Annotated in this window: 17 protein-coding genes and 3 tRNA genes; all 20 read left to right on the top strand. The window is 49.6% G+C overall.

Translation table 11 applies throughout. The annotated features are described in order from the left end of the window. Positions 1–82: 82 nt before the first annotated feature. The 20 genes from terL to L1I42_RS08805 all read left to right on the top strand — a co-directional run bounded on the left by terL (position 83) and on the right by L1I42_RS08805 (position 18,331). Positions 83–1,780, top strand: a complete 1,698-nt coding sequence (gene terL / locus L1I42_RS08895; protein ID WP_236114116.1) for a phage terminase large subunit — start codon at positions 83–85, stop codon at positions 1,778–1,780. A gap of 1,551 nt (positions 1,781–3,331) precedes the next feature. Further along, the gene (locus tag L1I42_RS08890) at positions 3,332–3,679 is read left to right on the top strand and encodes a hypothetical protein (protein WP_236114115.1); all 348 of its coding nucleotides are present in this window, start codon (positions 3,332–3,334) and stop codon (positions 3,677–3,679) included. Between the two features lie 102 nt (positions 3,680–3,781). Then, on the top strand, positions 3,782–4,573 hold the full coding sequence (locus L1I42_RS08885) for a GP88 family protein (RefSeq protein WP_236114114.1): 792 nt from the start codon (positions 3,782–3,784) through the stop codon (positions 4,571–4,573). A 28-nt stretch (positions 4,574–4,601) separates the two neighbouring features. Further along, positions 4,602–4,832, top strand: a complete 231-nt coding sequence (locus L1I42_RS08880) for a hypothetical protein (protein WP_236114113.1) — start codon at positions 4,602–4,604, stop codon at positions 4,830–4,832. A gap of 181 nt (positions 4,833–5,013) precedes the next feature. Beyond that, positions 5,014–5,244 (top strand): hypothetical protein, encoded by a 231-nt coding sequence (locus tag L1I42_RS08875; RefSeq protein ID WP_236114112.1) that lies wholly within the window; start codon positions 5,014–5,016, stop codon positions 5,242–5,244. Positions 5,245–5,254: 10 nt separating this feature from the next. Continuing rightward, positions 5,255–5,389, top strand: coding sequence for a hypothetical protein (locus tag L1I42_RS16275; protein WP_255768752.1), 135 nt, complete (start codon positions 5,255–5,257; stop codon positions 5,387–5,389). Between the two features lie 904 nt (positions 5,390–6,293). Further along, a complete protein-coding gene (locus tag L1I42_RS08870; protein ID WP_236114111.1) occupies positions 6,294–6,458 on the top strand; it encodes a hypothetical protein in 165 nt (54 codons plus the stop codon). Positions 6,459–6,560: 102 nt separating this feature from the next. After that, positions 6,561–6,923, top strand: coding sequence for a helix-turn-helix domain-containing protein (locus L1I42_RS08865; RefSeq protein WP_236114110.1), 363 nt, complete (start codon positions 6,561–6,563; stop codon positions 6,921–6,923). After that, positions 6,901–7,866 carry a tyrosine-type recombinase/integrase gene (locus L1I42_RS08860; RefSeq protein ID WP_236114109.1) on the top strand — a complete coding sequence of 322 codons (966 nt, stop codon included), beginning with the start codon at positions 6,901–6,903 and terminating at the stop codon, positions 7,864–7,866. The genes L1I42_RS08865 and L1I42_RS08860 overlap by 23 nt, the downstream gene beginning before the upstream one ends. Positions 7,867–7,938: 72 nt before the next feature. Next, positions 7,939–8,023 (top strand) — tRNA-Leu (locus tag L1I42_RS08855). 201 nt (positions 8,024–8,224) lie between these two features. Next, complete coding sequence (tig, locus tag L1I42_RS08850; protein ID WP_236114108.1) at positions 8,225–9,601, top strand: trigger factor; 1,377 nt, start codon at positions 8,225–8,227, stop codon at positions 9,599–9,601. A gap of 134 nt (positions 9,602–9,735) precedes the next feature. Further along, positions 9,736–11,208 (top strand): NAD(P)H-hydrate dehydratase, encoded by a 1,473-nt coding sequence (locus L1I42_RS08845; RefSeq protein ID WP_236114107.1) that lies wholly within the window; start codon positions 9,736–9,738, stop codon positions 11,206–11,208. A 116-nt stretch (positions 11,209–11,324) separates the two neighbouring features. Next, the gene (locus tag L1I42_RS08840; protein ID WP_305067706.1) at positions 11,325–11,948 is read left to right on the top strand and encodes an ATP-dependent Clp protease proteolytic subunit; all 624 of its coding nucleotides are present in this window, start codon (positions 11,325–11,327) and stop codon (positions 11,946–11,948) included. 176 nt (positions 11,949–12,124) lie between these two features. Next, positions 12,125–13,402: an ATP-dependent Clp protease ATP-binding subunit ClpX gene (clpX, locus tag L1I42_RS08835; RefSeq protein WP_236114106.1), complete on the top strand. Its 1,278-nt coding sequence runs from the start codon at positions 12,125–12,127 to the stop codon at positions 13,400–13,402. A 185-nt stretch (positions 13,403–13,587) separates the two neighbouring features. Beyond that, positions 13,588–16,020: an endopeptidase La gene (gene lon / locus L1I42_RS08830; protein ID WP_236114105.1), complete on the top strand. Its 2,433-nt coding sequence runs from the start codon at positions 13,588–13,590 to the stop codon at positions 16,018–16,020. Between the two features lie 174 nt (positions 16,021–16,194). After that, positions 16,195–16,467 carry a non-specific DNA-binding protein Hbs gene (gene hbs, locus L1I42_RS08825; protein ID WP_236114104.1) on the top strand — a complete coding sequence of 91 codons (273 nt, stop codon included), beginning with the start codon at positions 16,195–16,197 and terminating at the stop codon, positions 16,465–16,467. A 104-nt stretch (positions 16,468–16,571) separates the two neighbouring features. Further along, positions 16,572–16,647, top strand: a tRNA-Val gene (locus L1I42_RS08820). A 148-nt stretch (positions 16,648–16,795) separates the two neighbouring features. After that, positions 16,796–16,872 (top strand) — tRNA-Asp (locus tag L1I42_RS08815). Between the two features lie 132 nt (positions 16,873–17,004). Further along, positions 17,005–17,523 carry an outer membrane protein gene (locus L1I42_RS08810; RefSeq protein ID WP_236114103.1) on the top strand — a complete coding sequence of 173 codons (519 nt, stop codon included), beginning with the start codon at positions 17,005–17,007 and terminating at the stop codon, positions 17,521–17,523. Positions 17,524–17,800: 277 nt separating this feature from the next. After that, entirely contained in the window at positions 17,801–18,331 is a 531-nt protein-coding gene (locus tag L1I42_RS08805; RefSeq protein WP_236114102.1) for an outer membrane protein, read from the top strand. The last annotated feature ends 188 nt before the right edge of the window (positions 18,332–18,519 follow it).

The raw sequence follows: 18,519 nt of genomic DNA, 5'->3' as shown, positions 1-18,519 counted from the left end.
TTTAGTCTCTCCGGTATGTCCATAGCGGGGGCCTTTAAAACGACTCCACAGACCCCCTAGATTTCAATCCACGAGTCTATTTTTGGTCATTAAACCCAAAGAGGAAGTTGATCCTCTCAAGGAGGACTTCCGAAAATTCCTTTGGATGATCTGGAAGCACATCAATCTTCCTAATCCGACCCCGGCTCAGTACGACATCGCGCGGTTCATTCAGCATGGACCAAACAAGATGTGCATTGAAGCTTTCCGGGGGATCGGGAAGTCATTCATCACTTCTGCATACGTACTTTGGGAACTCTACAAGAACCCTCAGTTGAAGATCATGGTGGTGTCTGCGTCGAAGAACCGATCGGACAACTTCGTGACCTTCACGATGCAGTTGATCCAGACTGTCCCTCAACTCCAACACCTCAAACCTCGACCATCGCAGCGTTCAAGCCGCGTTGAGTTCGATGTGGGTCCCGCAGAACCCGATCAGACACCCTCTGTCTTCGCTAAGGGCATTGACAGCCAGCTTACTGGTGGTCGTGCTGATATCATCATTGTCGATGACGTCGAAGTGGTGAACAACTCTGCGACTGTCACCATGCGCGACAAGTTGATCGAGAAAACGAAAGAGTTCTCGGCTATCCTGAAACCCCTTGAGACTTCTCGCGTGATTTATCTGGGTACACCCCAGACGGAAGACAGCATTTACAACAAGCTGCCTGAAACCTTTACCAAGCGTATTTGGCCCAGTCAGGTGCCAACCAAGGAAGAAATCGTCAACTACGGTGATGATCTGGCACCGATGGTCCGCAAGATGTACGACGAGGGTCGTTTCGGTCAAGCTGTTGATCCTGATCGCTTCGATCTAGATGAACTCATGGACCGCAAGGCTGAGTATGGGCTTGCAGGTTACCAGTTGCAGTTTATGCTCAACACCTCTCTGTCGGACGAGGAGCGTTTCCCCTTGAAGTTGAAGGACCTTGTGGTCTTTCCGGTGCCGCCTGAAAAGGCACCAATCGAAACCTTCTGGCTCCCGAATCCCGACAGGGAACTCAAAGACCTTCCCAACTATGGTATGTCCGGTGACCGCATGTATGCAGCAGCAGGACATGGGAATGAGTTCGATCACTACCAACATCGCGTCATGGCAATTGACCCCTCTGGTCGAGGTCAAGACGAAACAGGTTATGCCGTTGGTTATATGCTTGCTTCGAACATCTGGGTGCCAGCCGCTGGGGGTCTCTCTGGTGGTTACGATGAAGAAACTCTGCAGACCCTTGTGACAATCGCTAAGATGCATAAGGTTCAATCCATCGTTATCGAAAGTAACTTCGGCGATGGTATGTTTGGGAAGCTTCTAGAGCCTGTGTTGAGACGCAATGACGTCAACGCCGAGATTGTTGAAGTTCGTTCAAATACCATGAAGGAAATGCGCATTCTCGACGTGTTGGAACCTGTGATTTCTCAGCATCGCCTGATCGTAGACCCATCGGTCATTGAAGAAGACCACAAGTCTATTCAGAAGTATGAGACAAGCATCAGAAGCCACAAGAGTTTGTTCTATCAGATGACACATATCTGTCGTCAAAAAGACGCTCTGAGACATGATGACAGAATTGATACCTTGGCAATGTTGGTTGGTCATTTTGTTGAGCTGATGAACCAAGACGCAGCAACGGTTGCTGATAGACAGCATCAAGAGTGGTTAGAGGAGCAAATCAGACGTCTCCATGAGTCTCCATTAAACAAGGAGTTCTCAGGTGGGTCTAAGATGGCTTGGACTTCATTCTAAGACACCATTGTTGCTGTTTTCTCTCAAAAATAATTACCCACGTTAACGTAGGGGTATTGACAAATGAGATAAAATCGAGTACCCTATCTCATATATAACTCATAGATATCTTAGAGATACCTCATAAGGTCTTTATGAGATTATTATGAGATATAACAGCAAAGATAATATCTAAGATATATCTCCAGAGTTCTCTCATTGTTATCTCGCAAGATATCTCCACGTTCACTCATAGATTTCTCACAGGTCAGTCTTAGCTCCGGTTGTCTGTAGCAAGTTAGCTCCGATAACGGACCTAAATAAATGACCTGTGAGAGTCGTTTATGTTCTCTCTGGTATATCCCTAGCGGAGACCTTCGCGAAGCCTCTGAGATCGCAACTGTGGGGCAGCACGGAGGTGTTTAGAGTGTGCTGTGAGGGTCCCTCTGAGATATCGCGGAGGTTTTCTGAAAAAATCTGAAGTGGTATTTCGTAGAGAGTGAAGACTTCGTTTCCCCCGTGGGGGTGGGTAGGGGGTCGCAAATGCCCTATATGGCGCGAGAATTGTCACAACTGGCGACACATCTTTTTGATAAGTGTCTGAAAACATTAGATATCATACTAGATAACACATCTGCAAAGGTAGGGTGACCAATGAGATGCCCAAGAGAAGCCCCGCGCTTTCCTTTGGTCTCTTTTGTCTTTTTGTCTGATCCCACATTTTTTGAAATATCACGCAAAGACACCGCAAAGATAACGCAGAGACACCGCAAAGATACCGCAGCGATCCTATACCGCGCCAAGGGTGACTTATTATAGGGCGAAAAAGTCTCTCAAAAAATTTTCAAAAATCTACAAAAAAGATATTGACTACGATAACGGAGGTAAGCTAGGGTGTAACCACGCTGAACGAAGCGGGACACCGAAAGACTTCAGCGGGAAGCACTCAACGCTTCAGTTCTTTGACATTGTGAAGATTACGTTTGCGGACGATTTGAGGCAATCAAACGGCCTAGCGGACACCACAACAGCAACAGGCAAAAGGCCAACAGCTAGGTGATCTGCGCGGTTCGGAAAAGTTCTCATAAATATCTCCGATAACGTAGTTGGCGGCACTAACGAAGATTGTTAGCGTTGAACAGAAATCAGCGACAGACGCTTAGGCGGCTCGAGCGGATAGGGTGCGAACCCCTAAGTTCTTTGACATCGTGAATATGAATTGTCTGATATTGTGTGACCTATCCAAAGGCACAATGTTTCGACACAAAAGATTGCTTCAGTAGGCAGCAGGAGACATGACCAGTCTCGCAAGGACCACTGAAAGATGCAGGACAGATACGCCTAAGAGTATCCCCTAAATCTGGACGTGCAGCAGGTTGGTAGGCATCAATTGCACCGGGCTGGCAAAAGCAATCAACCACCAAAAGATAGGGATTAACGTTCTAAGGTGGTGGCGTATGAGTAATTCTAGTCACCACTTTATTAAGTTAATCAAGAGGCGGCTTGAAAAGCGGGGAAGGTGGTCTTATCAGTTCTCAGATTGAGCTACTAAAGAAACAATTTGAGGGGGATATGACGTTAGAATTGATCCTGCTTTTGCAGTCGTGGGGTTTTGAAAGTTACTCCGAAATCCGTGGCCTGATATTTGTCTTAATATCGCTGGGGGTTCTCGTGGTTTCAACCGTGGTGGGTCTCAAGAAGAAAAGCTGGAAGGACTGGTGGGTCATCTTCTCACTGGGTATTGTCTTTGCTTTCCTTTATTCCACCATGTTCATGCGAATAAACCTCACTTACACGCTGATTTTGCTGGTGATCACCGCAGTTTATGCGCTGCGGTCTCGTCAGTTTTACAAGGCGTTCTTTGGGTTCTTTGGGATATCCGTTGGGCTATATTTTTGGACTCTTTATGTGACTGTTTAGTCGCCTCCGAACATCGCAAGTTTTCGCTTAATGGCGTGGGAAAATCAGAGAAAACCCACGCTATTTTTTTGTCTAAATACCTACGATAACGGAGGGAATACCATGTTCGCCGGAACACTGATCCGCTCAGGAAACAACGCAAAGACTGTTAAGGGTGACGGTGCATTTGAGACTGCAATCATGTACCTTGCACCAGCTACATTGGCAGGTGGTCCAACAGTTTGCCCTATGGCTGAGAAGGCTGGGTGTCTCAAGGCGTGTCTCAACACTGCCGGACGTGGTCGCATGAGCAACGTGCAAAAGGCTCGTGTTGCGAAGACCCAGCGTTATCACAAAGATCGTGCTGCGTTCATGAGTGAATTGGTGGACAACCTCGAGCGGTTTGAGCGTTACTGCGCCAAGAAAGGTGTGAAGCCCGTGGTGCGTCTCAATGGGACATCAGATATTCAATGGGAAGTAGGGCATCCATGTGTTCGGACTCATAAAACCCAACATGATGATCCGATGCACTACGTGGTGAATTACGCCCACATCTTTGAGGCATTCCCAAACATTCAGTTCTACGATTACACCAAGATTTACAAGCGGGTTTATCGTGATCTGCCTGATAATTACACGCTGGTGCTTTCATATAGTGAAGCCGATAGTAAATATGCGATGGCTGTTGAGAAGGCGCATAGCGACACTGGGTGTAACGTTGCCGTGGTTTTCCGCGACAAGAAAACAATCGAAAAGTTTGAAGGTACTGCATTGTTCGGTGAGCCAACAAAGGAGGTTCCAATCGTGAATGGAGACGAGACTGACTTACGACATCTTGATCCCAAAGGTGTGATCGTTGCGCTCTACGCAAAGGGTGACGCTCGTAAGGACAAGTCCGGCTTTGTTATAGGCTAATACCTACGATAACGGGGAAATAACGGTAATGTTGATATATTATGAGGGGCATCAATATCAGTGGCTCTACGATGGGGTCATGGGTGTTGGAAGGTTCAATCGCAAGGCTGACGAAGCGGTGTCGTTACTCGAAACGGGTAGCGACTGCGACGACTTGCATCAGTCTCTGGGAAATCTTTTTGAAAATGAACAGACACCGGAAGACCGGAAGAAAATGATCTTGGATAGCATTGCAGAGGAGTATTCATACGATGATTAAGCGTGAGTTTGAAGTGCCTCGTGACATTGGTCTGGCTGTCCCAAATGGGACGCCTCGAGGTCCAGTGTGTGGGATTACGGCAGTAGCGGTGGCCGCTGGGCTGGACTTCCAAACTGTCTGGGATCATTTCGCAAGGGATCGTCGGAGTAACTGGAAGGGTTATCTTTCGATGGAGTTAATTATGAATGCGCTCAAACACTTTGGCGTTAAGCCTAAGGCGCTTCCGGTGCGGCGCAAGTCACTCAAGAATTTGATCCCATACCTCAAGCGCCATCACCGTCATCTTGTGTGGACCACTGGTCACGTTCAGGTGGTGAAAGATGGGTGGATGGTTGATCAGGATGGCGTCCGTCCAGTTGGATTATGTCGGGCTTCTCGCAAACTGACATGCGGCGTCTGGCTGTTAGACTGAGGAGGCCTCAATGAATATCCTAGAAAGGCTTAAACAGGAGCGAGGGCCGGACCCGTTTGAGGTCGCCCTCATGGCAATCTTTGTGCTTGTCGTCCCGGTATTGTCGCTGGTGATCTGGGCGAAAAATGCACCTCTACCAGTTTAGTTTGTTCTTGATCTGTTCTCATGGCTATGGCATCTTGTGTCGCCATGAACGACAGATGGACCTATACCCTTTATCATCGCAATGAGACTGTCACGATCCACCACGTTAAACGAAACGGGTGGGTCGTCGGAGTTGTACGTTCAGAACACTATGGCGCGACTGCAGGGACTTGGCATTGGCACTGTCAGTGGATCAGTCCTGACGTTCCCACGAATGGCCGAAGGCAAACCCTCGCGGAGGCGTTGGAGAGTGTCCGGCACCATTATTATCGGGCCAAGGCATCTGAACAGATGGTAATTCCACCTAAGGGTAAGGCGGCAAACTCATAAAACTCCCTAGAGCGCAAGCAGGGGGCTTCCGTAGGTGGACTGCGGAGGCCTCTTAGCTTGTTCCTATACCGCACCAACACACACACACACGAACCGCAAAGGAGAAAGTAATGGGTTCAATCGACGTGGAAGGTTTCATCATGGTCATTCAAACGCCTGAGGGTGTCGACGTGATTGGCTTTTTGGAGGTCACCGAGGAGTTCGGAGAGGAGGGGTTCAATGCATAAGCTTGCGCGTCTAGAAAAGCCGCCCGAAATCCCTGCTTTTATGGTTTACAGGTGTGACGATTCGTCCAACCCAAAGTGAAAGGAGGTTAATATTCACAGGATATCCACACCAAGCTAAGTAATCCAGCAAAAACAGATACTTAGGATTCCTGCGGGTTTCCGCGTGGAGTCCCGACTACTCCTAAAACGATGATATTTACAGAAGGTTAAGGGGGGAGGCTTTTGCCCTTGAATGAACACCTAAATCAGGTCTAGAACAGGCTTGTTCTCGACGTTAACGTATTAACTGCGTTAACCGTGATTAAATGTGATCGCGGTGCAAGTTAATGCTTCCAAAGGAGTACAGATATGAAGACGAATCTTTGTTTCCTCGCGGAAGACGGGGAGACCATCTGCGTGTTGCCTCTACGTGTTGATCACTGGGAGGCTTGCAACATTGGTAACACCCTACTTGCGAGGGAAATTGTCAATGCTGACGAGTTCCACGTAACAGAGGAGGAAGAAGAAGAATAGTGTGAATGTTCTATTTCTGTTCCTCTTGCACGTTAACGTAGAGATGTTAATGATTGGAGTAATCGCAGAAATCGAGATGATTACATCAGAGGAGAGAAATAGATGGCATCAATACTGAAACGATACATCGCCGCCAATCGGGTTTTTAACAGCATCGACCATAAGATGCAGATTGGCACAATTCTAACACTTTTAGAGATTGCTGACGCTGAACAACAGGGGCGCGACATTAGCGTTCAAGAGATTGAGAAGCGCGTGGGAATGTTGTCTGGACCAGCATCTCGCAACGTTTACTACTGGGAGGATGGTCACAAAGAGATGGCCAGTGGCGGTCATCATTTGATTGCTGTGACCACCAACCGGGAGGATCGTCGGAAGAAAACACTCAAGCTCACGCCTAAGGGCCGAGCGTTGATCAAAGATATCGAGGAGCGTTTAGTCAATGATAAGGAAGCGCGGGAATAGATGGCAAGTTGACGTTGTCATAAACGGAGAACGTATCCGCAAGGGCGGTTTCTCGTCTCAGGTGGAAGCGGAGACTTATGAGAAGGCAATTCTCAAAGGTCTCCCTACCAACTCGTCAGTGACCTTCAAAGCATTCATTGACGAACATTTCGATTATTTATGGGGTGACACCAAGGCACCTCAAGCGACAGAGATTAACTGCCGTACTCTGCTAAAGTACATAAAGGCAGAAGAACCAATTCCAAAGATCACCAACCAAGTTATCGCAGACCTCGTCCAGAAGATGAAAGCGGACAGGCTGTCTAACTCTACGATCAATCGGAAATTATCCACATTATCGAAGCTTCTGGTTCACGCTGTGGATTGTGAACTTATCCCAAAGCGCCCCAAAATACCCTTTCAAAAAGAAGGGAAGGGACGCGAACGGGTACTGGAGCGGCACGAAGAAGAACGGTGTGTTGAATATCTATTCCACATCGGTCAACAAAACTCCGCAGCCCTATTTAACTTCCTCTTGTATACGGGCTGTCGTTTGGGTGAGGCCTATAAGGTTCACCGAAACAATGTGAGTGGCGGGTATGTCAAGTTCATGGATACCAAGAATGGATCGAATCGCTTGGTACCCTTAATCGGGCCAGCAAAAGAGGGCTGGGACATTGTAGCGAAGCATACTGAGTTCGAATATCCTTTTAAGGTAATCCCTCGTGACACGTTTAGGGATCATTGGAACCGTATGCGCCACCACATGGGAGCAGGGGATGATCCTGACTTCGTCCCTCATATGCTGCGGCACACTTGTTGCACTCGGATGGTTCGCAAGAACGTGAACCTACCCAAGGTAATGAAGTGGATGGGTCATAAGAGCATTCAAACTACCATGAGATACACCAATCTTGTGGCGAATGATCTCGACACCGCTGGAGAGGCGTTGTTGGACTTTTAGCGAATGGCTGGTGTCTTTTTGGATAAAGACGATTGACATCATAAATAGATACGTGCCATTAGCAGCCGCAACGCGGGTGTGGCGAAATTGGTAGACGCACTGGTTTTAGGTACCAGCGGCTTTGTCCGTGGGGGTTCAAGTCCCTCCACCCGCACCAAAAACACTGTGACACGGCTGTGACATAACGTGACAGTCGAGTCACAACCACACTGGGGAAGGTGTAGGATTTCTGGGACTTTTGGGATATCCCACAAGTTTTAGGTTCTGGTGCCTCAGGCGTGGGGGTTCAAGTCCCTCCACCCGCACCATTCTCCCCAGCGAACAATGATCGATCGAATTAAAGAACGGGATATTCCGCATGCAGGTTTCTGAAACCCTTAACGAGGGGCTGAAGCGTAAGCTTGAAATGAGCATTCCGGCTTCTGAGTTAAATGAAAAGCTCGATGCCAAATTGAACGAACTCAAGGGCCAAGTAAATCTAAAGGGTTTCCGTCCGGGTAAGGTTCCTTTTGCGCATCTGAAAAAAGTTTATGGCCGTTCTGTCATGGGCGATGTGATTCAGGAAGCGGTGAACAGCTCTGTTCAGTCTACTTTGAATGAGCGCGACGAGAAAGCCGCCGCGCAGCCAGAAATTGATTTTGGCGAAGACGAGACAGTTCTTAACCAGGTATTTGAAGGCAAGTCCGATCTGGATTTCTCAGTTGCTTATGAGATTTTGCCAGCCGTCGAGTTGATGGACTTCTCAAAAATTAAAATTGAGCGCCCAGTTGTTGAAGTTGACGAGAAAGAAGTCGACGAACAATTCAACGCGGTGATCGACCAGAATCGTCCATTTGAAGCCAAAGACGGCAAGGTGGAAAATGGTGATCGCGTGACCATGTCCTTCCTGGGCAAGGTTGATGGCGAGCCATTTGAAGGCGGTCAGTCTGATTCAACGCCATTGGTGATTGGTTCCGGCCAGTTCATCCCGGGCTTTGAAGAGCAGCTTGTTGGCCTGAAAAAAGGCGACAAGAAGGTTGTTGAAGTGAAATTCCCTGAGGAATATCGCGCCGAGAACCTGGCTGGCAAAGATGCCACATTTGATGTGGAAGTTTTGGAAGTTGAAACTCCGTCGAATGTTGAGATTGATGACGAGTTCGCCAAAACACTTGGTTTGGAATCAATCGCGCAATTACGTGAGATGATTACTGACCAGTTGAAAGGCCAGTTGGACGGTTTGACCCGTCGTCGCGTGAAGCGCGAAGTGCTGGACGCTCTGGACGAAGCGCACAAGTTTGATGTGCCTGAGCAGCTGGTTGACCTTGAATTTAAAGGCATCTGGGATCGTGTGACCCATGATATTGAACATCATGGTCGCAGCTTTGAAGATGAGGGTACCACCGAAGAGAAGGCACGCGAGGAATATCGCGCCATTGCCGATCGTCGTGTGCGCCTTGGCCTCGTAATTGCTGAAATCGGCAATAAAAACGAGATCGAAGTGACCGAAGAAGAGCACCAAAAAGCGCTGATCGCGGAAGTGCAGAAATATCCTGGTCAAGAGCAGCAGGTATATGACTATTTCCGCAACAATCAGCAAGCTTTGGCTGGCCTTCGCGCTCCGATCTTTGAAGACAAGGTTGTTGATTACGTGCTCGAGCTGGCGGATGTGACTGACAAGAAAGTCAGCAAAGACGAGCTGATCAAATTGGTTGAAGAGAGCGAAGAGGAAGACCTCGAGCCGCACAACCACGACTAATCTCTTGCTAAAAGAGTGAGTTGACTGATTTAAGGCCGCCTTCGGGCGGCCTTTTTATTTGGATGAAGACGTCTTTATGTTGACCTCGTTTTTTGGATGGAAATAAAGGCGGCGAATATGCCAGCATATGGGCGATGAAAAAAGAATCAGAGCACCTTTTACTGACACCGGACCAAATGGGCACCGCCGATCGGCTGACCATTCAAAAAGGAGTGCCAGAATTTGAATTGATGCAAAATGCCGGGCAGGTGGTGGCAGATTATATTCTGACCTATTTTGCGCCCTGCGCCGTGGGTGTGCTTTGCGGACCCGGAAATAATGGTGGTGATGGCTTTGTGGTTGCCCGTTTGCTGCGCGATGCGGGTTGGTCTGTCAAACTAACATTTCAGGGCGCGCGCGAAAAGCTGGGTGATGCAGCGCGGAAGCACTTGGATTTGTGGGGCACAGATGACAGCCCGGTCAACGATGTGTTGGCTGATAGTGAGTTGCTGGTGGAAGCGCTGTTTGGTGCGGGGCTGGATCGGGATGTTACTGGTACGTTTGCCGAACTGATCAAACGCATGAACCGCACGCACAAGCCGATTGTGGCGATTGATATGCCCAGCGGCATTGACGGTGCCACGGGCGAGGTGCGCGGCAGGGCCGTGCGTGCGTTGGCCAGTGTGAGTTTCTTTCGGTTGAAACCGGGGCACTTTCTGCTGCCGGGCAAAAGCTATTGCGGCAATGTGCATTTGGGCCAGATTGGCATTTTGGAAAGTGTGTTGCCGCGCATCGATGCGCAGCTTTGGTATAATGGACCGGACTTGTGGACCATGCCGCCTTATGAGGCTGGCGGACATAAATATAGCCGCGGACACTGCTTGGTGTTGAGCGGGGATGAATTGAGTGGTGGTGCAGCGCGGTTATGCGCGATGGCGGCACTTCGATCGGGGGCAGGGTTGGTGTCGCTATTTGGAGAGCGTGGTGCTTTGGTGGCACAAGCTCCTCACGTGACCGAGATTATGCTCAAGCCCGAGCCGTTGGATGAGTTGCTGAAAGATGAGCGCAATAATTGCCTCGTGTTAGGGCCGGGCGCAGGTGCCAACGCAAAATTGCGTGATCGGGTGTTGGCAGCCATTGCGGCAAAGCGGGCATGTGTGCTAGATGCCGATGCTTTGACGGCGTTTGCCGGTGATCCAAAGGCCTTGTTCGACCATATAAAGAGGTATGGTGGGGACAAAATTGTGCTGACACCTCATGATGGCGAGTTTGCGCGATTGTTTGCCGGATTGGATTTAGCGGCGGGCAAGGTTGAAAAAGTGCGTCAGGCTGCTCACATGAGTGGGGCGCAGGTTCTTTTAAAAGGGGCAGATACAGTGATTGGTGCCCCTGATGGACGTGTGGTGATCAATGCCAATGCGCCGGCCATTCTGGCCACGGCGGGTTCAGGAGATGTTTTGGCGGGGATAATCGGCGGCATGCTGGCACGCGGCATGAGTGGATTTGATGCGGCGTGTGCCGGGGCCTTTATCCATGGGGCGGCGGCGCAACAATTTGGAAAAGAAGGATTAATCGCTTCAGATATTATGGCAGAGCTGCCCGACATGTTGATGGCGATGAGCGAATAAATTAACCCTGACTTAAATGACTTGGTTGTTGGGCCTATCTCGCGGCTTTACGCTAAGTTAAGACAGGATCATATCTGATCGAAACAACCGATTCGATTGCAAAGAAGGTGGACTATATGAAAGATCCGATGGATATGTTGACCAATACGCTGGTGCCAATGGTCGTGGAACAGAGCAACCGGGGCGAGCGTTCCTTTGATATCTACTCACGCTTGCTGCGTGAGCGCATTATCTTTGTGACCGGGCCGGTTGAGGACAATATGGCCTCTTTGATTGTGGCGCAGCTTTTGTTCTTGGAGAGTGAGAACCCCAAGAAAGAAATCGCGATGTACATCAATTCGCCGGGTGGGGTTGTCACTGCAGGCCTGTCGATTTATGACACCATGCAGTTTATCCGCCCGAAAATCTCCACCCTTTGTGTGGGGCAGGCGGCGTCTATGGGCTCGCTTTTGCTGGCCGCAGGCGAAAAGGACATGCGGGGCGTGTTGCCGAATGCATCTGTGATGGTGCACCAGCCTTCTGGCGGCTATCAGGGCACAGCGACCGATATTTTGATCCATGCCAAGCACACGGAAAACCTCAAGCGGCGCTTGAACGAAATCTATGTGCGCCATACGGGGCAGGATTACGACACGATTGAGCAGGCGCTCGAGCGCGACAATTTCATGTCTGCGGAGGAAGCCAAAGAGTTTGGTCTGGTCGATAAGGTATATGACAAACGTGCGGTGCCCGGCGAATAGGGCGCTAGCATTTTTCAGCGCAAATAACGGAAAAATGACACAATTGATGCCTAATTCGTCATTTGCGCGACAAGAAGAGAAAAGCTAAGCTAACAAAAACGCTTACACTTTGTTTATATGCAAGTGATAGCGTTTTTAGAATATGCTGGACTAAGTGCACATTTAGGAGTGCTTTGATGACAAAAGATAACGGTAACGGCGACAGCTCAAAAAATACGCTTTACTGCTCATTCTGCGGTAAATCCCAGCATGAAGTGCGCAAGCTAATTGCCGGACCTACCGTTTTTATCTGCGATGAGTGCGTCGAGCTTTGTATGGACATTATCCGGGAAGAGAACAAATCTTCCACGGTGAAGTCTTCAGACGGGGTGATGGCACCGGCGGAAATCTGCGAAGTGCTCGACGATTATGTGATTGGGCAAGCCCGGGCGAAACGTGTTTTGTCCGTGGCGGTGCACAACCATTATAAGCGCTTGAACCACGCAACGAAAAATCAGGACATTGAGTTGGCCAAGTCCAACATCTTGCTGATTGGCCCAACCGGTTGCGGTAAGACCTATCTGGCGCAAACTTTGGCGCGCATCATTGATGTGCCCTTCACCATGGCTGACGCCACCACATTGACCGAAGCCGGCTATGTGGGTGAAGACGTTGAGAACATCATCCTGAAATTGTTGCAGGCGTCTGACTATAACGTGGAGAAGGCGCAGCGCGGCATCGTTTATATCGACGAGGTGGACAAGATTTCCCGTAAATCTGATAACCCATCGATTACGCGTGACGTTTCAGGTGAAGGCGTGCAGCAGGCCTTGCTTAAGATTATGGAAGGCACTGTCGCCAGCGTGCCACCACAGGGCGGACGCAAGCATCCGCAGCAGGAATTCCTGCAAGTGGATACAACCAACATTCTGTTTATCGTTGGTGGCGCCTTTGCTGGACTTGAAAAGGTTATTGCCGAGCGCGGTGAGCACAGCTCGATTGGTTTCGACGCCGAAGTGAGCGATCCTAAAGATCGTCGTTTGGGTGAGGTGTTTGCTGAGGTCGAGCCAGAAGATCTGGTGAAATTTGGCCTGATCCCCGAATTTATCGGTCGCTTGCCGGTGATTGCGACATTGGAAGACTTGGATGAAGGCGCGCTTGTGCAAATTCTGACCGAGCCGAAAAATGCGCTTGTGCGGCAATATCAGCGCTTGTTCCAGATGGAAGAAGTTGAATTGACATTCCACGAAGATGCATTGCGGGCCATTGCGCGCCAGGCAATTGACCGGAAAACCGGTGCACGGGGTCTGCGTTCCATCATGGAAGGCATTTTGCTTGACACGATGTATGACCTTCCATCGCTAGAAGGCGTGGAAGAAGTTGTGATCAGCGAAGATGTGGTTGAGGATAAGGACGCACGTCCCCTCTACATCTATTCCGATCGCAAGGAAGAAGAGCTGGAAGCCGGCGCGTAAAGTTTTGTGATTTTGGCCCTGCATGCACTTGTAGGGCCAACAAAACTTCCTATCTAATAGTATCAATGAGTCTTGGTGCGTCCAGTTCGGGGCGTGACCGTTTGCGTGACCCATTGTCGGTCCAGAACGGAATTGATTTTGCCGCTTTTTTGGGAAATCAATTCTGGTTGATGAAAGGAATTTGTATGTCCGAATCCAAGACAACGGAACTTGATTTGGCTCCAGGCGAAAGCCGGGTTTATCCCGTTTTACCCCTGCGCGACATTGTTGCGTTTCCGGGCATGATCGTGCCGCTATTTGTGGGGCGGGAAAAATCTGTCAAAGCGCTTGAAGAAGTGATGCGCGACGACAAGAACATTCTTGTTGTGACGCAGAAGAATGCGCAGGAAGACGACCCGTCGCCTGAGGATGTGTTTGATGTCGGCACCATCGCATCGGTGCTGCAATTGCTGAAATTGCCTGATGGCACCGTTAAAGTGCTGATCGAAGGTTTGTCGCGCGCCAGCATTGAAGAATTTGTGCGCACCGACGAGTATTACGAAGCCAAAGCCACAGCCATGGCGACCGACGACCACGATGAAGTGGAAGCCGAGGCACTTGCGCGCTCTGCGGTGAATGAGTTTGAGAATTACGTCAAGCTGAACAAAAAAGTGTCACCGGAAGTGGTGGGTGCCGTATCTCAGATTGAGGATCACTCAAAACTGGCAGACACGATTGCGTCGCACCTTGCGGTCAAGATTCAAGACAAGCAGGACATTTTGTCGATCACCTCTGTGCCGGGGCGCTTGGAGCGCGTGCTGGAGCTGATGGAAGGCGAAATCGGTGTGCTGCAGGTTGAAAAGCGCATCCGCACCCGCGTGAAGCGGCAGATGGAGAAAACCCAGCGCGAATATTATTTGAATGAGCAAATGAAGGCTATTCAGAAAGAGCTGGGTGATTCTGAAGATGGCGGCGATGAGCTGACAGAGCTGGAAGAGCGCATCAAGAAAACCAAATTGTCGAAAGAGGCGAAAGAAAAGGCCAAAGCCGAGCTCAAAAAGCTGAAGGCGATGAGCCCAATGTCGGCCGAAGCGACCGTGGTGCGCAACTATCTTGATTGGCTGCTCGGTCTGCCTTGGGGCAAAAAATCGAAGATCAAACGTGACCTGAAATTCTCGCAAGATGTGTTGGACGAGGATCATTATGGCCTTGAGAAGGTCAAAGAACGGATCATTGAATATCTTGCCGTGCAAAGCCGTACCGGCAAGCTGAAAGGTCCGATTCTGTGTCTTGTTGGCCCTCCAGGTGTGGGTAAGACCTCTCTGGGTAAATCCATTGCCAAGGCGACTGGGCGTGAATTTGCACGCATGTCACTCGGTGGCGTGCGTGATGAGGCCGAGATTCGCGGCCACCGCCGGACCTATATTGGCTCTATGCCGGGTAAAGTGATTCAGTCCATGAAGAAGGTGGGCAAGTCCAACCCGATGTTCTTGCTCGATGAGATCGACAAGATGGGCATGGATTTCCGCGGCGACCCAAGCTCTGCTTTGTTGGAGGTGTTGGATCCGGAACAGAACAACACCTTCTCAGACCACTATCTGGAAGTGGATTTCGATTTGTCGGACGTGATGTTCATCACCACCGCCAACACGCTGAATATTCCAGGGCCGTTGCTCGACCGGATGGAGATCATTCGTCTATCTGGCTATACGGAAATCGAAAAGATGGAAATTGCCCGTCAGCATCTGATTCCTGACGCCATCAAAGAGCATGGTTTGGAAACATCAGAGATTGCGTTGCCAGATAAAGGTCTCGAGTTTTTGATTCGTCGTTATACCCGCGAAGCCGGGGTGCGGAACTTGAAACGTGAGATCGCGAATCTGATGCGGAAAGCGGTGACCGAATTGATGATGGATGACAAGAAAAAGTCCATCATGCTCGATATGGAAAAAGTCGAGGAATATTTGGGGCCACCAAAGCACCGCTACGGCGAAATCGAGTTGGATCCGCAAGTTGGTCTTGTGACAGGTCTGGCATGGACCCAAGTGGGCGGCGAAATGCTGACCATTGAAGGGGTCATGACACACGGCAAGGGCAAAATGACCGTGACCGGCAATTTGAAGGACGTTATGAAAGAATCAATCACGGCGGCGGCGACCTATGTGCGTTCGCGCGCTGTAGATTTTGGCATCGAACCGCCAAAGTTTGATTCGCATGACATTCACGTGCACGTGCCGGAAGGGGCCACGCCAAAAGACGGGCCTTCGGCCGGTATTGGGATGGCCACCGCGATCATTTCAGTGATGACCGGCATTCCTGTGCGCCACGATGTGGCCATGACTGGTGAGATCACCTTGCGTGGTCGGGTGCTGCCGATTGGTGGTTTGAAGGAAAAACTACTGGCCGCGTTGCGCGGGGGAATCAAAAAGGTACTGATTCCCGAAGAAAATGTGCGTGACCTCACCGAGGTGCCCGACATTGTGAAAGAGGGGCTGGAAATTGTCCCTGTGAAGCAGATGGAAGAGGTCTTGGGGCACGCCTTGGTGGAAGCGCCGAAGGCCATTGAGTGGGACTTTGAGGCCTATGCCGCCAGCAAAAAAGCGGAAAAAGGTGAGGGCTCTTCAGTCATTGCGCACTAGGGTTTTCCACAATTTGACAGCATTGGAGCGGGAAAGGCGACTTTTCCGCTCTTTTTTTGCCTAAAACCGGGCTGAAATGGCCGGATTTCCTTGCGTTTGAGGAAGAATCGTCAAAAGGTTCATGGCGTATTGCCCGACAATGAGTAAGTCGGGCCAAAAAATGAGGATGGACTAATGAACAAAAATGATTTGGTCGCTGCGACTGCGGAAAAAGCTGGTTTGACAAAAGCAGATGCCGCCAGTGCAGTGGATGCCGTATTTGAATCAATCACCGGCACATTGAAAGACGGCAACGAAGTACGTTTGGTTGGTTTTGGCACTTTTGCGGTATCTCACCGTAAAGCCACCAAAGGCCGCAACCCAGCAACTGGCGCAGAAATCGATATTCCTGCGACAAATGTACCAAAATTCAAGCCAGGCAAGCAGCTCAAAGACGCTGTGAACTAGTCTGCGCAAAATTTTTTGCATTTTTTTGAAGGTCTCGGTGAAAATCGAGACCTTTTTTGTTGACGAGCGCGAAAGAACACACTAAACGATGCATCACCAAACGGGGGCGGTTAGCTCAGCTGGTAGAGCGCTTCGTTTACACCGAAGATGTCGGGAGTTCGAATCTCTCACCGCCCACCATTTTGGTCCTTGTCGTGGTTCGGCAGCGTTGACAAAAAGAAATCTTTTTCTCTTTGAAAACAATGTCATAAAGATTGAAAATGGCGCTTGACTAATGTGCCAATCAGTTTTAAACCACGCTCACTCTTGATGAGAGTTTCTTCTTCAAGGGGGTGTAGCTCAGTTGGTTAGAGCGCTGGCCTGTCACGCCAGAGGTCGCGGGTTCGAGTCCCGTCACTCCCGCCATTTTCTTCCCAAAATTTGCCTTGCTGTTTGTGCAGATCGCTCATCTGAACGAGCGTGGTGGCATGTTGGTGTTTGACTCTTTTTAATCCTAGGCGTAATTTTACGTTTAGTTAATAAAAGGGTGAGGCAAAAATGTATAAATCCATACTGATGGCAACAACCATGGTTGCCGCTGGAACGGTGGGTGCTATCGCCGCCGATCCGATCGTATATCCCCAACCGGCGCCGGTGATTACATCGTCAACATTTGATTGGGACCGCTTCTATATTGGTCTCAGCGGTGGTGGCATGAATGATGGCACGCAATATCTAGGATTCGGTGGTCTGGCTGGCTTGAACATGCAATCAGGAGATTGGGTGTTTGGTCTCGAAGTGCAGGGTACCGCATATTATAATGGGGGAACCTATTCCGGCGCGCTTTATGATTTGTTCGGTCGCGCTGGCTATCTCGTTGCACCTGAGGCCCTCGTATATCTTTCAGGCGGTGTTGTGTTCAACAATACTGGCGATGCATTTGCAGGCATCGGCGGCGGTTTGGAATTCGCTGTGCATGACAATGTCACATTTGGCGGTGAATACACCTACATCACAGACGGCGGAGGCATTACGGGGCATGTGTATGACGCCAAATTGAGATGGTATTTTAACTAGCTCGCAATTTCTGCCGATACATAATGATGTCACGCCGCGTTGCGTGGTGTGACATTTTTACACTTCATTAGGCATGAAATAAATTCGCCACAATTCAGACCAATTCCGGTCATCTTTTGCCTTTAACTTAGGGGTTCAGGTGTTAGGGATTCTTTGCGCTTTCTTCCCAGCGCGTTGATTTAAAAAATTTTGGTGGAACCAGATGGTTCGCCATTGCGTTTTGAAAATCGAAACCCATATGCCGAGAGTAACGCTTAAGAGAGCCATGGAGGCAACTATGAGCATTTTGAAGAAAATTTCCATTGCGGTGCTGGCATCAGCAGCAATGACGGCAGGCGCGTCCGCTGCGGACCCTGTGATTGATTATACACCGGCTCCAACTCAGCCTGCATATTCTGATCCTGGCTTTGACTGGAATCGGTTTTATGCTGGTGTGAATGGTGCTTATGTTAATGCGGCATCAGACGTTTGGGGCATTGGTGCCATTGCGGGTATGAACACACAGTTCGACCAAATGGTGTTTGGTTTCGAGGTTGGCGCTCAAGCCAACTATGATGGCGGCACCTATTATGGCGCCCAATATGATTTGACAGGTCGCGCAGGTTATCTGGTTTCAGATGATGTGTTGCTCTACGGTGTTGGTGGTATCGGCTATCACTTTGACGACGCGGTAGGCATCGTTGGTGCTGGTATCGAATTTGCTGTATCGGACGATCTGACCCTTGGCTCTGAGTATAATTGGTCCTTCTATGAGGGCGGCACTTCAAGCCACGCCATTGATGCAAAAGCCCGTTGGTACTTCAACTAGGCTTTTTTGACACAACAAAGTGTTCGAGAGAGAGCGTTCCAAGCGGAGCGCTCTTTTTTTATGACTAAAAAAATCAAGTTTTTTAAAGCATTTACGCTATGGGCCTAAATTGTTTTCAAAGGGGAGATAAATTAAAAATTTAAAGCCAAAGCCCTTGAAACGAGTATGGTGTTGGCGTAAGCCGTACC

It is taken from the genome of Maritalea mediterranea, assembly GCF_021568695.1.
In the GTDB taxonomy this organism is placed as follows: domain Bacteria; phylum Pseudomonadota; class Alphaproteobacteria; order Rhizobiales; family Devosiaceae; genus Maritalea; species Maritalea mediterranea.
The sequence above is the reverse complement of the archived record's forward strand: the minus strand, read 5'-3'. Positions and strand labels throughout refer to the sequence as shown.

What these genes read in the sequence shown, in the direction of transcription:
- L1I42_RS08845 (WP_236114107.1), top strand. Translation starts at nt 9,736, where the DNA reads ATGAAAAAAGAATCAGAGCACCTTTTACTGACACCGGACCAAATGGGC.
- tig (WP_236114108.1), top strand. Translation starts at nt 8,225, where the DNA reads ATGCAGGTTTCTGAAACCCTTAACGAGGGGCTGAAGCGTAAGCTTGAA.
- L1I42_RS08840 (WP_305067706.1), top strand. Translation starts at nt 11,325, where the DNA reads ATGAAAGATCCGATGGATATGTTGACCAATACGCTGGTGCCAATGGTC.
- L1I42_RS08875 (WP_236114112.1), top strand. Translation starts at nt 5,014, where the DNA reads ATGAATGCGCTCAAACACTTTGGCGTTAAGCCTAAGGCGCTTCCGGTG.
- L1I42_RS08885 (WP_236114114.1), top strand. Translation starts at nt 3,782, where the DNA reads ATGTTCGCCGGAACACTGATCCGCTCAGGAAACAACGCAAAGACTGTT.
- hbs (WP_236114104.1), top strand. Translation starts at nt 16,195, where the DNA reads ATGAACAAAAATGATTTGGTCGCTGCGACTGCGGAAAAAGCTGGTTTG.
- lon (WP_236114105.1), top strand. Translation starts at nt 13,588, where the DNA reads ATGTCCGAATCCAAGACAACGGAACTTGATTTGGCTCCAGGCGAAAGC.
- L1I42_RS08865 (WP_236114110.1), top strand. Translation starts at nt 6,561, where the DNA reads ATGGCATCAATACTGAAACGATACATCGCCGCCAATCGGGTTTTTAAC.
- L1I42_RS16275 (WP_255768752.1), top strand. Translation starts at nt 5,255, where the DNA reads ATGAATATCCTAGAAAGGCTTAAACAGGAGCGAGGGCCGGACCCGTTT.
- L1I42_RS08890 (WP_236114115.1), top strand. Translation starts at nt 3,332, where the DNA reads ATGACGTTAGAATTGATCCTGCTTTTGCAGTCGTGGGGTTTTGAAAGT.
- L1I42_RS08810 (WP_236114103.1), top strand. Translation starts at nt 17,005, where the DNA reads ATGTATAAATCCATACTGATGGCAACAACCATGGTTGCCGCTGGAACG.
- clpX (WP_236114106.1), top strand. Translation starts at nt 12,125, where the DNA reads ATGACAAAAGATAACGGTAACGGCGACAGCTCAAAAAATACGCTTTAC.
- L1I42_RS08805 (WP_236114102.1), top strand. Translation starts at nt 17,801, where the DNA reads ATGAGCATTTTGAAGAAAATTTCCATTGCGGTGCTGGCATCAGCAGCA.
- L1I42_RS08860 (WP_236114109.1), top strand. Translation starts at nt 6,901, where the DNA reads ATGATAAGGAAGCGCGGGAATAGATGGCAAGTTGACGTTGTCATAAAC.
- L1I42_RS08870 (WP_236114111.1), top strand. Translation starts at nt 6,294, where the DNA reads ATGAAGACGAATCTTTGTTTCCTCGCGGAAGACGGGGAGACCATCTGC.
- L1I42_RS08880 (WP_236114113.1), top strand. Translation starts at nt 4,602, where the DNA reads ATGTTGATATATTATGAGGGGCATCAATATCAGTGGCTCTACGATGGG.